Raw genomic sequence first — 15,520 nt, 5'->3', positions numbered from 1 at the left:
GGGCGGCGGCGCCCTATCTCATGTTGTGACCCAAGGTCGAGCCCGGCTCAAGGACCGGCGGCCGCCGATCGGAGACACCCTTTCCATGATCTTCCCCGCGACCACGGCTTTCTATGCCGGGCTGCTCGCCCTGCTGTATCTCGGCCTCTCGGGATGGGTCGTGGCGGGCCGCGTCTCCGGCAACGTGCTGTTCGGGGACGGGGGTGACGAGGCGATGCTCAAGCGCGTCCGCACGCACGCCAATTTCTCGGAATACGTGCCGCTGGCGCTGATCGTGATCGGCCTGCTGGAGGCGAGCGGCGGCAGTCACGGGCTGGTTCAGGCGCTGCTGATCGCCCTGCTGGTCGCCCGGATCCTGCACCCGATCGGGATGTTCGCCGCCCCGAACTCGCCGCGCCAGTTCGCCTGCCGGGGCGGCGGCATCCTGCTGACGATGGCGGCCCTGGCGGTCGCGGCGATCGCGCTGCTGGTGCGGGTGGCCTGAGGTGGAGCGCGACGCGCCCCCTCTCCCGCACGGGGAGGGGACCCGCGCCCGGTCCTGAAACCGCGCTGATCAGCAAGCCTGCAACGGGAGAGGGGCAGTCGCGTCCTGTTCCGCCCGCGCTCGCCCCGAAACGGCTCAGCCCTGCCGCATCGCGGTCTCGGCCTGCGCGTCGAGGGCGGGGCCATCCTCCTCGGGCAGCCGCACCGTCGCGGCCGCCTGGGCGGCGAGTCCTTCGGCCCGGCCGACGAAGCCGAGCTTCTCGGTGGTCGTCGCCTTGATGGAGACCGCCGAGAGCGGCACGCCCGCGATGGCGGCGATCCGCGCCCGGATCTCCTCGCGATGGTTCCCGATGCGCGGCGCCTCGGCCAGCACGGTGATGTCGAGGTGGTCGATGCGGCCGCCGCGGGCACGGACCAGCCCGCAGGCATGGGCCAGGAACTGATCGGAGGACGCCCCGCGCCAGCGTTCGTCGGAGGGCGGGAAGTGGGTGCCGATATCGCCGTCCGCGATGGCGCCCAGCAGAGCATCGGTCAGGGCGTGCAGCGCCACGTCGCCGTCCGAATGGGCGAGCACGCCCCGGTCGGCGGGGATCTTCACCCCGCCCAGCCAGACATGGTCGCCGGTGGTGAAGGCGTGCACGTCGAAGCCGGTGCCGAGGCGGGTGACGTAGGTGGTCATGGCGCGGGCTCCCGGCGCTGGCGTTTCTGAACTCTCCGACGCGAAGGCGCGGTCCGCCTCGATCAGGTCGGCGGGCTGGGTGATCTTGCGATTGGCGATGTCGCCCGCGAACACCACCACCGGCAGCCCCGCCCATTCGGCCAGCGCGCCGTCATCGGTGAAGCCGTCGAGGCCCTGCGCGGCGGCGTCCCGGTGGGCGCCGAGCAGCGGGCCGAACACGAAGGCCTGGGGCGTCTGCACCGCGCGCAGATGCTCCCGGGGCGGGGTCTCGTCAACCCGGCCGATGCCGGGCGCGATGTCGACGACGCGCTTGACCGTGTCGGTCACCGGCACGCCCGGGACGGCCGCACCGTGGTCGCGTCCCGCGGCGATCGCCCGGGCGATCAGCGCGGCATCCACGTAGGGCCGCGCCGCATCGTGGACCAGCACGATCTCGGGCGCTGCGTCGGCCGCCAGGGCCTCGAGCCCGGCGCGCACGGAGAGCTGGCGCGTCGCCCCGCCCTCCACCGGCGCGGTGATCTTGGCGCGGATCGCGGGGGCCAGTTCCTCCAGGCAGCTCCGGAAGAACTCCGCCGCATCGGCGGCGATCACCGGCTGGATCCGCGCGATCGCGTCGTCGACGGCGAGGGCCGCCAGGGTGCGGGTCAGGACCGCCTGGCCGCCGACCCGGCGGTATTGTTTGGGTGTGCCGCCGCCGATGCGGATGCCGCGGCCGGCCGCCACCACCACCGCGGCGACGCCGGCTCCCGCGCTGGCGGGTCCGGTGGCTGGCGTGCCGGTGGCGGGCATGGGCGACGAATCTCGTGATGACCTGAGGAGCGGAGCGGCGGCGGGCGCACGGGCCAGCCGTGCCGCCGGAACCCTGCCGCGGAGGGTGCCCGTCGTTTAAGCGGGGGAGGGTCCGAAATCAACGCGCGGTCCCGCTTGCCAGCGGACCGCCTTTGCCTCATTGTTGTGCAGAATGACGACTGATCATTATTTGAGCGCGCTGCGCCGCGACGGTGCGACGGACGGAGCGGCAGGGCCGGCGCGGCTCTGTCTGCTCGCCCCGCTTTCGGGTGTCACCGACCTGCACATGCGCCGCATCGCCCGCCGCTGCGGCGCCGATGCGGTGATCTCCGAGATGGTGGCGGCACGGGAACTCACCCGCGGATCCGGCGAGGCCGCGCTGCGCGCCGAGGGCACCGGCGTCGATCTGCACGTGGTCCAGCTCGCCGGCTGCGAGACCGGCCCGATGGCGGAGGCGGCCCGGCTGGCGGAAGCCGGGGGCGCCCACGTGATCGACGTCAACATGGGTTGCCCGGCCAAGATCGTGACGGGAATCGCGTCGGGCTCGGCGCTGATGCGCGATCTCGACCAGGCCGAGCGCCTGCTCGCGGCCGTGCGGGATGCGGTATCCATTCCGGTCACCGTCAAGATGCGTCTGGGCTGGGATGATGCGAACCGCAACGCAGCGGATCTCGCCGCCCGCGCCGAGCGGCTGGGCCTGAACGCGGTGACGGTCCACGGTCGGACCCGGCAGCAATTCTACAAGGGCCGCGCCGACTGGGCGGCGATCCGCGACGTCGTCGCGGCAGTGTCGATCCCGGTGCTCGCCAACGGCGACGTGACCGATCTCGCCAGCGCCCGCGCCTGCCTGGACGCCTCGGGCGCCGCGGGCGTCATGATCGGCCGGGCCGCGACCGGCCGCCCCTGGCTGGTCGGGAAGGTCGCCGCCGCGCTCGCGGGCCGGCCGGCCGCGGAGCCGTCCCGGGCCGAGCAGGCCGCCCTGGCCGCAGAGCATTACGCGGGGCTGCTGTCGCTCTACGGCCGCGACATGGGCGTTCGCCACGCCCGCAAGCACCTCGCCGCCTATGCCGAGACCGGCGGAGCGCTGGATGCGGCCGAACGGTCGGTGCTCCTCACCACCACCGATCCGGAGACCGCACAATCCCTGCTGGCGCGAGCCTTCGCGGGCTCGGCAGAGCCGGTCCAGGAGGCCGCGTGAGCGACGAAACCATCCCCCAGGAATCCAGCGGCCGGCGCGACACGGCCGCCGAGGCCGTGCTCAACGCCCTGCCGCTGCCCGTCCTGACCATCGGCGGCGACGAGCAGATCCTCCACTGCAACCATGCGGCCGAGGCGTTCTTCGACTATTCCGCGCGCCTCATGCAGCGTCGCCGCCTGCGCGACATCATCCCATTCGCCTCGCCGATCATCGCCCTGGTGGCCGAGGTGCGCCGCCGCCGCGCCAGCGTCAGCGAGTACCGGGTGGAGCTGACCCAACCCCGGCTCGGGCTGGAGCGCAGCGTCGACGTGTTCGCGACACCGCTCGGGGACGACGGCGACGCGGTGGTGATGATGCTCCAAGAGCGCACCATCGCCGACAAGATGAACCGCCAACTCACCCACCGCGGCGCCGCGCGCTCCATGGTGGCCTTGGGCGCCATGCTGGCCCACGAGATCAAGAATCCGCTGGCCGGCATCCGCGGCGCCGCGCAGCTCCTTGAGAGCACCGGCGCCGAGGAGGACCGGCTGCTCACCCGTCTGATCTGCGACGAGTCGGATCGCATCGTCCGTATCGTCGAGCGCATGGAGCTGTTCGGCGACGAGCGTCCCTCGGATCGCGGCGCCGTCAATGTCCACGGCGTGCTCGATCAGGTGAAGCGCTCGGCGCAGTCGGGCTTCGCCCGGCATATCCGCTTCATCGAGACCTACGACCCGTCACTGCCGCCGGTCCTCGGCAACCGCGACCAGCTGATCCAGGTGATCCTGAACCTCGTGAAGAACGCCGCCGAGGCGATCGGCCCGGACGCCGTCGAGGGCGAGATCACTCTGTCGACCGCCTTTCGCACGGGCCTGCGCCTGCAGGTTCCGGGCTCGCGCGAGCGGGTCAGCCTGCCGATCGAGGTGGCGGTGCGCGACAACGGCCCGGGTATCTCGGCCGAGCTGCTGCCCGACCTGTTCGACCCGTTCGTCACCACCAAGGCGCAGGGTTCCGGCCTCGGTCTTGCATTGGTGGCCAAGATCGTCGGCGACCACGGCGGCATCGTCGAATGCGATCCCGCCCCGCGCCGCACGGCGTTCCGCATCCTTCTGCCGATGTCCAGCGCCCGGGATGGGCGCGAATCGGCGGTCGATCCGTGATGTCGATCCCCAAATCCGGCCCCCGTCGGAGGTCTGAGTAGAGAGTCATGCCGAACGGCCACATCATCGTCGCCGACGACGACGCAGCAATCCGCACGGTGCTGAACCAAGCGCTGTCACGGGCGGGCTATGAGGTCCGCTCGACGGGCAATTGCGCTACCCTCTGGCGCTGGGTCGCGCAGGGGGAGGGCGACCTCGTCATCACCGACGTGGTCATGCCCGACGAGAACGTGTTCGACCTGCTGCCGCGCATCAAGCGGGTGCGGCCTGAGTTGCCGATCATCGTCATGAGCGCGCAGAACACCTTCATGACGGCGATCCGCGCCTCGGAGCGGGGTGCCTACGAGTACCTGCCCAAGCCCTTCGACCTGAAGGAGCTGATCGCCATCGTGGGCCGGGCCCTCTCCCGTCCCCGCGGGGCCGCTCCCGCCGGGGCGCCGCCAGAGAACGAGGACATCCCGCTGGTCGGGCGCTCGCCCGCCATGCAGGAGATCTACCGGGCGCTTGCTCGTCTGATGCCCACCGACCTCACCGTGATGATCACCGGCGAGTCCGGCACCGGCAAGGAGCTGGTGGCCCGGGCGCTGCACGATTACGGCCGCCGCCGCACCGGCCCGTTCGTGCCGGTCAACATGGCGGCGATCCCGCGCGACCTGATCGAGTCTGAGCTGTTCGGCCACGAGAAGGGCGCCTTCACGGGCGCTCTCCAGCGCTCCGCCGGCCGGTTCGAGCAGGCCGAGGGCGGCACGCTGTTCCTCGACGAGATCGGCGACATGCCCATGGAAGCGCAGACCCGGCTGCTGCGCGTGCTCCAGCAGGGCGAGTACACGACGGTGGGCGGCCGCGTCCCGATCCGCACCAACGTCCGGATCATCGCGGCAACAAACAAGGACCTACGGGTCTCGATTCAGCAGGGCATCTTCCGCGAGGATCTGTTCTTCCGCCTCAACGTCGTGCCGCTGCGGCTACCGGCCCTGCGCGAGCGCTCCGAGGACGTGCCGGACCTCGTCCGCCACTTCTTCGTGCTCGTCGAGCGCGAGGGTCTAACCCGGAAGACCCTCGACGGCGACGCCATGGAGCGACTGAAGCGCTACCGCTGGCCCGGCAACGTTCGCGAGCTCGAGAATCTCGTCCGGCGGCTCGCCGCCCTCTACCCGCAGGAGACGATCACCGGCCCGGTGATTGAGGCCGAACTGGACACGCTTCCGCTGGCCGCTCCCGTCACACCGAACTCCAACGGCGCGGCTCGCAAGGCCGGCGGAGAATCGGAGAGCCTGTCGAGCGCGGTGGAACGGCACCTCTCGGACTATTTCTCGGGCTACCGGGACACGCTGCCGCCCCCCGGCCTCTATCACCGGATCCTGCGGGAAATCGAAGGTCCGCTGATTGGTGCGGCGCTGGCAGCCACCCGTGGCAACCAGATCCGCGCGGCGGAGCTGCTCGGGGTCAATCGCAACACCCTGCGCAAGAAGGTGCGCGACCTCGATCTGCAAGTGTTCCGGACAGCACGGTAGGACCGGGTACGGGTGGTCGGTTTCGACCCGCCCGTACCCGCATCCCGAGGTGCGGGCGCAGCGAGCCTCGATGGAGGCCTCAGCAACCGCGCCTTTTCCGCACACGCCGTCGAGACGTCCGCCGCGCTCCGGCGCACAGGATGAGGTTGAGGTAGCTGCGGTCCCGCCGGCGCTCAGCGGCCCGGCAGGATCGGGTCGCCGCGCATCAGCGCGTGGAGCCGCTCGGTGTCGAACCCATTCGGAATGCTGGGCGCGGCCGTCTTTGGCGCGGGCGCGGACTTGACCGGTGCAGGGATCGATCCCGTCGCGGACGGCTCGGCCTGGGCGGCGCGGACCACCGGAGCCGGCGCGAGATGCGCGAGCCGATCGGCGCTGACGAGGGCGACGGTCGCCGTCGAAACGAGGACGAGGACGGCGCCGAGGAGTGAACGCAGGATACGCACGCAACGACCTGGGACGCGACTTGAGACGGCAACAGATTTACGGCGCGGCCGTTAACGAAGCCCCACCCTCAAGTCTTCGGGAGGCGATATTGACCAACGTTCAGGCCACCGCGAGCGACAGCCCGTTCATTCAGGGGCGCAACGCTCGGCTCTACGGGAAACTGGTGAGCGAATGCCCCTACCCGGAGGGCTCCAAGGAGCGCGCCGCCTGGATGGAGGCCTATGAAGAGGCGGTCGTCTCAGATCCGCCCGAGAAGCCGTAGAACGCGCACAACACATTGTTCGAAGGCTGCGGAACTTCGCGTCCGGCTTGACCTGGCCGGGCGTGGCGCGCTTCGTGCGGTGCAACGCAACACGATCACCGAGTCTCGATGTCCCTGAAGCCTTCGCCCGACGCCAAGCAGACATTCGCGCCTTCGACGCGCCTCGTCCATGCGGGCCGCGATCCGGGCGAGCAGCACGGCTTCGTGAACACGCCGATCTACCGCGGCTCCACGGTCCTCTACCCGACCTACGACGCGATCAAGAACCGGCGCGGGCGCTACAATTACGGCACCTCGGCGACGCCCACTATGGATGCGCTGACGGAGGCGTGGACGGAACTCGCCGGCGCTGCCGGCACTGTCGTGACGCCCTCCGGCCTCGCGGCGCTCACCGTCGCGCTGATGGCCGCGGTCTCGGCGGGCGACCACCTCCTCGTCACCGATTCCGCCTACCGGCCAACCCGCCAGTTCTGCGACGGCGTGCTGGCGCGCTACGGCGTCGAGGTCACCTATTACGACCCGATCATCGGGGCTGGTATCGCAGAGCTGATACGCCCGAACACCCGGGCCGTGCTGGTGGAGGCTCCCGGCTCGCAGAGCTTCGAGATGCAGGACATTCCGGCCATCGCCGAGGTCGCGCATGCGAACGACGCCTGCGTGATCATGGACAACACTTGGGCGACGCCGCTGCTTTTTCCGCCGCACGAGCGCGGGGTCGACATCGCGGTGGAGGCCGGCACTAAGTACCTGAGCGGCGGCTCGGACCTGCTGATCGGTCTGACCTCCGCCAACGCCAGGTATTACCCGGCGGTGCGCCGCACCTTCGATCATTTCGCCATGTGTGCGGGCGCCGAGGACATCTTCCTGGCGCTCCGTGGCCTGCGCACCATGAACCTGCGGCTGCGCGAGCACGGTCGCGCCGGGTTGGAGATGGCTCGATGGTTCCAGGCACGGCCCGAGGTGCGGCGAGTCCTCCATCCCGGCCTGCCCGAAGATCCTGGCCACGCGATCTGGAAGCGCGACTTCGCCGGCGCCTCCGGCCTGTTCGGCGTGATCCTCAAACCGGCGCCCGAGGCGGCGGTGGCCGCCATGCTGGACGGGTTGCAGCTCTTCGGGATGGGCTTCTCCTGGGGTGGGTTCGAGAGCCTCGTGATCCCGTTTGACTGCGCCGGCTACCGGACAGCGACCCAGTGGGCGCCCGGCGGACCGGCCTTGCGCTTCCACATCGGGCTCGAAGACACGGCCGACCTCAAGGCCGACCTCGATGCCGGCTTCGCGCGCCTGCGAGCCGCTGGGTGAGGGCCAACCCGGCGCCGCCTGATCCAAGGCGCCGGGGCTCCGAAGGCCCGAGCAGGCTGGTGTCGTGACATGCAGCCGGGCCACAAGGGTAAGCACGAGGCTCGCTGACGGGACCAGCACGCAGTCCCGCGAATTCGGCACCGGCACGCCGCCCGCATTTGACCTTCCGCCGCGTTCCTGATTGACCGGCCCGGCATGACCACGAGCCTCTCCGCCGGCGGTGCCCAGCGCCTCGCCACAGTCGACCGGATCGGCCGCGGGCTCGACGCGCTGAGCCTCACCCATGCCCGGACCGTCGCCGCCCTGCTGGCCCTCGGTCTGATCCTGTTCCTGCCGGGCCAGATATCGCTGCAGCCGATGGATCGGGACGAGCCGCGCTTCGCCCAGGCCTCAAAGCAGATGCTGGAGAGTGGCGATCTCGTGGATATCCGCTTCCAGGGCGAGGCGCGACACAAGAAGCCGGTGGGGATCTACTGGGCGCAGGCCGCCGCGGTGGCGGCCGGCGAGGCGCTGGGCGTTCCCGAGGCGCGTACCCAGATCGCCCTGTACCGCATCCCGTCGCTTATCGGTGCCATCGCCTCGGTGCTGCTCGCCTACTGGGCGGCGCTCGCCTTCCTGCCCCGCCGGTCCGCGCTGCTGGCTGCCGCCCTTTACGGCGCCTGCCTGATGCTCACGGCTGAGGCACACCTCGCCAAGACCGACGCGCTGCTCGCCGCCTGCACCACCGCGAGCCTCGCCGCGCTCGCCCGCACTTGGCTGGCCCCACGGGACGGCAGACCTGCCCCCGGCACGACCTTCGCGGCCTTCTGGCTCGGGATGGCGCTCGGGATCCTGGTGAAAGGGCCGATGGTGCCGCTCTTCGTCGCCCTGCCGGCTTTCGGCCTGTCGCTCGTAGGGCGGTCCGCCCGCTGGCTGCTGCCCCTCCGGCCGTGGAGAGGCCTCGCCCTCACGCTTCTGCTGATAGCGCCCTGGTTCGTGGCGATCGCCTGGAAGAGCGGCGGCGCCTTCTACGCCGAGGCGGTCGGGCACGACATGCTCGGCAAGGTCGGCGGCGCGGCGGAGCGGCACTGGGGACCGCCCGGGGCCTACGCTCTCGTATTCTTCGCGACCTTCTGGCCGGCGGCGGCCTTCACCGCCATGAGCCTGCCCTTCGCGTGGCGGGCGCGGCGGGAGCCCGCCCTGACCTTTCTCATCGCCGCGGTGCTGCCGGCGTGGGTGATCTTCGAGGCAGTGCCCACCAAGCTGCCCCATTACGTGCTGCCGCTGATGCCGTGGCTCGCGATCCTGACCAGCCTGGCGCTGTCCCGGGGGGCCCTGCACCCGAGCCTGCGGGGGGCGCGCCTCACGGCCCTGCTGGTGCCAGCCATCCCCGTGGCCCTGACGCTCGGCCTCTGCCTCGCGGGTTGGCGCCTCGACGCCCACTCGATCCCGTGGCCGGCTCTGCCCCTGCTCGCTGCCGCCTGCGCGGTCGCGATCCTGGCTTGGCTCGCCTTCGCGCAGGGATCCGCGGAGCGCGCCCTCGTCCTGGGAATCCTGGCTTCCGGCCTGCTCGGTCCGGCCGTGCTGGGCTTGGCGCAGCTTTCGCTGCCGGCCCTGAAGGTCTCGCCGCGGCTCGCGGCGTTGCGCGACCGGGTGCCCTGCCCGAACCCGGAGGTGGCAAGCTTGGGCTACCGCGAACCGAGCCTCGTGTTCCTGACCGGCACTGATCTCGCCCTGCCGCCGGACGGCGCCGCGGCCCGATCCTTTCTCGAGGCCGGCGGCTGCCGCCTGCTCTACGTCGAATCCCGGGACCGTGACGATTTCAATGCGGCCTGGCCGGTGGGCCGCGGAGCCCCCGCGCCCCTGGCGGAGGTCGAAGGCTTCAACCTCAACACCGGCCGCCGGGTCTTCGTGACGGCCTACGCGGTGGCCCCGTGAGCGCCGCCCCGCATCTCAGCATCGTCGTGCCGGTGAAGAACGAGGCCGGCAATATCGGGCCCCTGGTGGCCGAGATCGAGGCCGCCTGCGCTGGCCGCGCCTTCGAGTTGATCTACGTGGATGACGGATCCACCGACGGCACCCCGGCAGCCCTGGCGGCGGCCCGGGCGGGGCGGTCCTGGCTGCGGGTGCTGCGCCACGCCCGGAGCGGCGGCCAGTCGGCGGCGGTGCGCAGCGGCGTCCTGGCCGCCCGGGGCACCATCATCGCGACCCTCGACGGCGACGGCCAGAACGACCCGGCCTTCATCCCCGCCCTGCTGGATGCCCTGGAAGCGGCCGGGCCCGACGCCGGTCTGGCCCAGGGTCAGCGGCGCGGCCGCAAGGACGGCCCGTTCAAGATGCTCCAGTCCCGGATCGCCAATGGCGTGCGCGGGCGGATCCTTAACGACGCCACCCGCGACACCGGCTGCGGCCTGAAGGTCTTCCGGCGCGCCGTGTACCTCAAGCTGCCGTATTTCGATGCCCTTCACCGGTTCATGCCAGCCCTGGTGGCCCGAGAGGGCTTCTCCGTGGTCCACCGTGACGTCGTCGACCGGCCGCGGCTGACGGGGATATCCAATTACGGCCTTTTCGACCGCCTCTGGGTCGGGCTCCTCGATCTTGCCGGCGTCTGGTGGCTGATCCGACGCAAGCGCGCGGATCCGCGACCAAAGGAGATCGCCGATCCCACCAGCCCACCGGCCGGCCGGCGAGCAGACCAGGACGTCGGATGCTGATCCAGCTCGCCCACGATCTGCCAGCCTATTTCTATGACGTGTTCGTCACTCGGCTCGACTTCTGGCTGGTGTTCGGCATCGTTGCCCAGCTGGTCTTCGGCTCGCGCTTCATCCTGCAATGGATCGCCAGCGAGCGGGCGGGGCGGAGCGTGATGCCGCTGTCGTTCTGGTTTCTGTCGATTCTTGGCGGGATCATGACGCTGGTCTACGGGTTCGTGCGCCGCGAGCCAGTGATCATCATCGGCCAGGGCCTCTCGACCGGCATCTACCTGCGCAACCTTGCGCTGATCTTCCGCGAGCGAGGGCGGAAGCGGGGTGCCGCATGAGTCGCACGCCGCTGCCGGCCTTCTACGACGACTTGGACGCTACCTTCGCCGAATTGTGGCGGCTGTTGACGGACGGCGCCGCGCAGGGCCCGGGCGGGTTTCATCTGCCGACCCTCGCGACACTGGCCGCCGCTGGTGGGCCGCGGCTGCGCACCGTCGTCCTGCGCGCCGCCGACCGGGCGGGGAGAACCCTCCGGTTCCACTGCGACCGACGCTCCGACAAGGCCGCCGAACTCCTGGCCCATCCTGCCTGCGCCCTTGCCGCCTACGACGCGGGCGCGAAGGTCCAGATCCGCGTCGAGGGCTACGCCAGGCTGCACACCGACGACGCCGTGGCCGACGCAGCGTGGGCGGGGTCTCGGGCGATGAGCCGGGTCTGCTACGGGACCGAGCCCGATCCCGGCACTGCTCTGCCGACCGGGGGCGCCTACAGCCTGCCGGACGAGACCGCGGCGGCAATTCTGGGCCGGCCGCATTTCGCCGCCGTGGTTGTGCATGCGCAACTCCTGGATCTCCTCTACCTCGACCGACGCGGCCATCGCCGGGCGGTCTGGCATTGGACGGGGGACCTCTGGGTCGGCGGCTGGGTCGCCCCCTGATGGGGCAGCACGCCTGCGGACCTGAGCATTTGTATCCGCCGTTCGGGTCGGGCATCAGCATCTCCCCCGAGTCGGGCAGCCAGTCGACGATCAGAGACACGTAGGTCTCAATGACGCGGCCGTAAGGCGACGGCCAACATGACCGGCATGGCGGCAGCGGCCGTGGAGGCCGGATCGGCCGCCCGGGAGGTTCGGGCCGCCGCTGCCGCCCTGGCACGCCAATCCGAGGAACTCGGCGGCGAGCTCAGGAGCATTCTCGCCACGCTTTGGGTGGCTTGACGAGCGATGGGACGGCTCGGGGATGGCAGCCCTGCGCCGTTCCCCCTGACAGGATTCGCCCCATCGCGATAAAGCCCGCGGACCCGGCCGCCCATCCGGGTCGAACGGGAGGACGCCGTGGGCCTCGTCTACGCGCTCGCCGCCTATCTGAGCTGGGGCCTCCTGGTTCCGGTCCATTTCCGGATGCTCGGGGCCTACACCCCGTACCACATCCTGGCCGAGCGGATCGTCTGGTCGAGTCTGTTCGCCGGTGCGCTGGCGCTGATCCTCGCGGCGCGCCACCGCCTGAACCTGCCGCTTCCGCTGCGCAAACGCCACGCGCTTCTGCTGCTCTCGGCGGCGATGATCGGCGTGAACTGGCTGCTCTACCTCTACGCGGTCAGCAGCGGGCACCTTCTCGACGCAAGTCTCGGCTACTACATCAACCCCCTGGTGAGCGTCGCCTTCGGGCGCGTGGTGCTCGGCGAGCGGCTGCGGCTGGGCCAAGCCATCGCGATCGGCATCGCGGCGGCGGGCGTCGCCGTCGCGGTGGTCTGGGCCGGGGAACTGCCCCTGATGTCGCTGTCGCTGGCGGTGAGCTTCGCGCTCTACGGGCTCGCCCGGAAGATCGTCGGCGTCGATGCGCTGGTCGGCTTCCTGGCCGAGACCCTCCTGCTCCTGCCGGCCGCGATCGTCTGGCTCATCCTCTCGCCCGAGCCGTTCCTGCCATCCGCACCGGCGGATCGCGCCTTGCTGATGCTCACCGGCCTGACCACCGCGTTGCCGCTGATCTGGTTCGCCGCCGCCGCAATGCGGCTGCGGCTCACCACCCTCGGCCTGTTGCAATACGTGGCGCCGACCTGCCTGCTCATCCTGAGCGTCCTCGTCTACGGCGAGCGCGTCGAGCCCCACAGGGCGCTGATGCTCGGGCTGATCTGGGTGGCGCTCGCACTCTACACGATCGACGCCCTACGATTTCGACGGCCGCCGGCGCCCATGTCTCCGCGGTCGGATCCAGACACGATGCGTGTATAAGGAATACGGGGAAACCGCCGTGGGGCGGGTGTCGGGACTGCGTCGGGCCGATGAGCGAGACTGAGAGCGGCCCAGGGACCGTCACGGATACGGATTACCGCAACCTCGCCGAGACGCTGCCGCAGCTCGCCTGGATCGCCGAGGCCGACGGCACCATCATCTGGTACAATCAGCGCTGGTACGACTACACCGGCACATCCCTCGAGGAGATGCTGGGGTGGGGCTGGCGGACGGTCCATCACCCGGAGCATGTCGATGCGGTGACTGAGCGCTACCGCGCCGCGATCACGCTCGGCCGGTCCTGGGAGGATACGTTCCCGCTGCGCGGACAGGACGGGAGCTATCGCTGGTTCCTGTCTAAGGCATTGCCGCACCGAGACGAGTCCGGGCGGATCCTGCGCTGGTACGGGACCAACACCGACATCACCGGCCGCCGCACGGTCGAGGAGCGGCTACGCCATTCCGAGCAGCGCTTCCGCGCATTGGTGGACGCCTCGGCGGCGGTCATCTGGAACACCAACGCGGCCGGCGAGCTGACGCCGCCGCAGGTCCGGTGGAGCACTTATACCGGCCAGACCGAGGAGGCCTACCAGGGCTGGGGCTGGCTGGATGCCGTCCATCCCGACGACCGGGGCCACGCGGCTGATGCCTGGGCGGCCTGCGTGGAGGCGCGCGGGACCTACGAGGTCGAGTACAGGCTGCGCCGGTATGACGGGACCTGGCGCGCCATGGAGGTGCGCGGCGTGCCGGTTCTTGCCGAGGACGGCTCCTTGCGGGAATGGGTCGGCACCTGCGTCGACGTCACCGAGCGGAAGGAGGCCGAGGAGGCGGTGGAGCGCGCCCGACAGGCTGCCGAGGCGGCCAATCGGGCGAAGAGCCAGTTCATCGCCAATATGAGCCACGAGCTGCGCACACCGCTCTCGGCGGTGATCGGCTATTCCGAGATGCTCGGCGAGGAGCTGGAGGATATCGGCCAGGCCGCCCTGCTGCCGGACCTGCGCAAGATCGAGGCGGCGGCCCGCCACCTCCTGTCGCTGATCAACGACGTACTCGACATCTCGAAGATCGAGGCCGGCCGCATGACCGCCTCGGCCGAGACCTTCTCGGTGGCGGACCTGCTTCGGGACGTACGCGACGCGACCGGTTCCCTGGTCGAGAAGAAGGGCAACCGCTTCGTCCTCGACGCCAGCGCGGCGGGCGAGGCCGGTCTGGGCTCCATGCACCAGGACCAGACCAAGATCCGCCAATGCCTGCTGAACCTGATCGGCAACGCGGCGAAGTTCACCGAAGGCGGCACGATCACCCTGACGGTGCGACGACACCGGGAGGCGGGCGCCGACTGGCTGTCCTTCGCGGTCGCCGATACCGGCATCGGCCTGACCGAGGCGCAGATCGGTCGCCTGTTCGAGCGCTTCGTCCAGGCCGACGACTCGACCACCCGGCAGTTCGGCGGCACGGGTCTCGGGCTCGCCATCACCCGCGCCTTCTGCCGGACGATGGGCGGCGACATCGGCGTCACCAGTACCCCGGGTGCCGGTGCGACCTTCACGGTCCGCCTGCCCGCGACCCTGCGGCCCGAGGATGCGCCGCCGGCCGAGGCCGAGGCGCACACGCCGGTGGAACCGCACGAGCAGCACGAGACGGTGCTGCTGGTCGACGACGACCCGGCGGCCCGCGAGCTGCTCCAGCGCTTCTTGGAGCGCGAGGGCTTCCATGTCCGCAGCGCCAATGACGGCCGCGCCGGCCTGACGCTGGCCCGGGCCCTGAAGCCCCGGGCGATCCTGCTCGACGTCGAGATGCCGCGCATGGACGGCTGGGCGGTGCTCCACGCGGTCCGCAACGATCCGGATCTCGCCGGGACGCCGGTGATCATGACCTCGGTAGTGGCCGAGCAGGGGCTCGGCCAGGCGCTTGGCGCCACCGACTATTTCGTCAAGCCGATCGACTGGGATCGGCTCAAGGGCCTGATGGAGCGCTACCGGCCGGAGGCGCCGAACGAGGCGCGGGTCCTCGTCGTCGACGACGATGCGGATGCTCGGGAGCGCCTGCGCCGCTCCCTCGGCCGGGAGGGATGGACCGTCGACGAGGCGGAGAACGGCCGGATCGGCCTGGAGCGCGTCAGCCAGGCGCGGCCGAGCCTGATCTTGCTCGATCTGATGATGCCCGAGATGGACGGGTTCGGCTTCCTGCGCGCGCTGCGGGCGCAGCCCGACGGCGACGTACCCGTAGTGGTGCTCACCGCCAAGGAGATCACCGAGGCCGAGAAGGAGAGCCTGAACCGGCAGGCCGACCGGGTGATCGCCAAGGGCTCCATGAGCCTGGCGGAGATCGGCCGGCAGCTCCGTGTCCTGTATGCGCGCGCTGCGGACGAGCCGGTACCGGGACGGCTGCAGGGATTGATCGAGCGACTTGCCGAGAACGATGTAGGGGGATCACGATGAGCGAAGACGGGATCGATCCGGAGAAGGCTGTGGCCATCCGCCTGCGGGCACGGCTCGCGGTGGTGGAGCGGGCAGCGTGGTTCGGCCTCGTCCACGCCATGAAGACGCGGCCGGCCGAGACCGAGGCCTACATCGCCGCGGAACGGGCGCGCTGCACCGACGGATTCGGCAGCGGCTCCTGGGCCAAGGATCTGACCGACGCCGAGCGGAAGATGCTGGCCGACGAGGTCGATACCGGGCTGGCGCAACTGATCGAGGATGCGCGCGGGGAGGTGTAAGCTGCCGTCTTTGCGAGCGGAGCGAAGCAACCCAGTGTAGCGCCACGTTCTCCGAGGTCGCGCCGCCATGGGCACTTCGCTGC

The 15,520-nt window shown here is 70.6% G+C and carries 15 protein-coding genes; 13 read left to right on the top strand and 2 right to left on the bottom strand.

The window, feature by feature from the left end; genetic code table 11:
* Positions 1-85 precede the first annotated feature (85 nt).
* A complete protein-coding gene (locus CIW48_RS25510) occupies positions 86-484 on the top strand; it encodes an MAPEG family protein (protein WP_149313252.1) in 399 nt (132 codons plus the stop codon).
* A 135-nt stretch (positions 485-619) separates the two neighbouring features.
* Here CIW48_RS25510 and CIW48_RS25505 read toward each other — a convergent pair whose 3' ends face one another.
* Positions 620-1,951: a bifunctional 2-C-methyl-D-erythritol 4-phosphate cytidylyltransferase/2-C-methyl-D-erythritol 2,4-cyclodiphosphate synthase gene (locus CIW48_RS25505; RefSeq protein ID WP_149313251.1), complete on the bottom strand. Its 1,332-nt coding sequence runs from the start codon at positions 1,949-1,951 to the stop codon at positions 620-622.
* Between the two features lie 172 nt (positions 1,952-2,123).
* Between CIW48_RS25505 and dusB the strand changes: the two genes are divergently transcribed.
* The 3 genes from dusB to ntrC are packed head-to-tail and all read left to right on the top strand — an operon-like array spanning position 2,124 to position 5,802.
* Positions 2,124-3,149 (top strand): tRNA dihydrouridine synthase DusB, encoded by a 1,026-nt coding sequence (dusB, locus tag CIW48_RS25500; RefSeq protein WP_149313250.1) that lies wholly within the window; start codon positions 2,124-2,126, stop codon positions 3,147-3,149.
* Positions 3,146-4,288, top strand: a complete 1,143-nt coding sequence (locus tag CIW48_RS25495; RefSeq protein WP_091781939.1) for an ATP-binding protein — start codon at positions 3,146-3,148, stop codon at positions 4,286-4,288. Before dusB ends, CIW48_RS25495 begins: the two co-directional genes overlap by 4 nt.
* Before the next feature lie 47 nt (positions 4,289-4,335).
* Positions 4,336-5,802: a nitrogen regulation protein NR(I) gene (ntrC, locus tag CIW48_RS25490; RefSeq protein ID WP_091781942.1), complete on the top strand. Its 1,467-nt coding sequence runs from the start codon at positions 4,336-4,338 to the stop codon at positions 5,800-5,802.
* Positions 5,803-5,975: 173 nt separating this feature from the next.
* Here the strand turns inward: ntrC and CIW48_RS25485 are convergent, their stop codons facing one another.
* Positions 5,976-6,245, bottom strand: a complete 270-nt coding sequence (locus CIW48_RS25485) for a hypothetical protein (protein ID WP_091781945.1) — start codon at positions 6,243-6,245, stop codon at positions 5,976-5,978.
* A gap of 89 nt (positions 6,246-6,334) precedes the next feature.
* Here CIW48_RS25485 and CIW48_RS33490 point away from each other — a divergent pair, with 89 nt between their 5' ends.
* From CIW48_RS33490 to CIW48_RS25445, 9 genes are all read left to right on the top strand, one after another.
* Positions 6,335-6,508 carry an Rmf/CrpP family protein gene (locus CIW48_RS33490; protein WP_173009398.1) on the top strand — a complete coding sequence of 58 codons (174 nt, stop codon included), beginning with the start codon at positions 6,335-6,337 and terminating at the stop codon, positions 6,506-6,508.
* Positions 6,509-6,616: 108 nt separating this feature from the next.
* Positions 6,617-7,807 carry a cystathionine beta-lyase gene (gene metC, locus CIW48_RS25480; RefSeq protein WP_149313249.1) on the top strand — a complete coding sequence of 397 codons (1,191 nt, stop codon included), beginning with the start codon at positions 6,617-6,619 and terminating at the stop codon, positions 7,805-7,807.
* Between the two features lie 195 nt (positions 7,808-8,002).
* Positions 8,003-9,724: a glycosyltransferase family 39 protein gene (locus CIW48_RS25475; RefSeq protein ID WP_149313248.1), complete on the top strand. Its 1,722-nt coding sequence runs from the start codon at positions 8,003-8,005 to the stop codon at positions 9,722-9,724.
* Positions 9,721-10,500, top strand: coding sequence for a glycosyltransferase family 2 protein (locus CIW48_RS25470; protein ID WP_149313247.1), 780 nt, complete (start codon positions 9,721-9,723; stop codon positions 10,498-10,500). The genes CIW48_RS25475 and CIW48_RS25470 overlap by 4 nt, the downstream gene beginning before the upstream one ends.
* On the top strand, positions 10,494-10,826 hold the full coding sequence (locus CIW48_RS25465) for a lipid-A-disaccharide synthase N-terminal domain-containing protein (RefSeq protein ID WP_149313246.1): 333 nt from the start codon (positions 10,494-10,496) through the stop codon (positions 10,824-10,826). Before CIW48_RS25470 ends, CIW48_RS25465 begins: the two co-directional genes overlap by 7 nt.
* The gene (locus CIW48_RS25460; protein WP_149313245.1) at positions 10,823-11,425 is read left to right on the top strand and encodes a pyridoxamine 5'-phosphate oxidase family protein; all 603 of its coding nucleotides are present in this window, start codon (positions 10,823-10,825) and stop codon (positions 11,423-11,425) included. The genes CIW48_RS25465 and CIW48_RS25460 overlap by 4 nt, the downstream gene beginning before the upstream one ends.
* Before the next feature lie 396 nt (positions 11,426-11,821).
* Positions 11,822-12,718: an EamA family transporter RarD gene (rarD, locus tag CIW48_RS25455; RefSeq protein WP_149313244.1), complete on the top strand. Its 897-nt coding sequence runs from the start codon at positions 11,822-11,824 to the stop codon at positions 12,716-12,718.
* A gap of 50 nt (positions 12,719-12,768) precedes the next feature.
* Positions 12,769-15,159 carry a PAS domain-containing hybrid sensor histidine kinase/response regulator gene (locus tag CIW48_RS25450; protein WP_149313243.1) on the top strand — a complete coding sequence of 797 codons (2,391 nt, stop codon included), beginning with the start codon at positions 12,769-12,771 and terminating at the stop codon, positions 15,157-15,159.
* Positions 15,156-15,437 carry a hypothetical protein gene (locus tag CIW48_RS25445; protein ID WP_149313242.1) on the top strand — a complete coding sequence of 94 codons (282 nt, stop codon included), beginning with the start codon at positions 15,156-15,158 and terminating at the stop codon, positions 15,435-15,437. Before CIW48_RS25450 ends, CIW48_RS25445 begins: the two co-directional genes overlap by 4 nt.
* Positions 15,438-15,520: the final 83 nt, after the last annotated feature.

It is taken from the genome of Methylobacterium sp. P1-11, from assembly GCF_008329595.1.
Lineage (GTDB): Bacteria > Pseudomonadota > Alphaproteobacteria > Rhizobiales > Beijerinckiaceae > Methylobacterium.
This window is presented reverse-complemented; position numbering and strand designations above follow the sequence as displayed.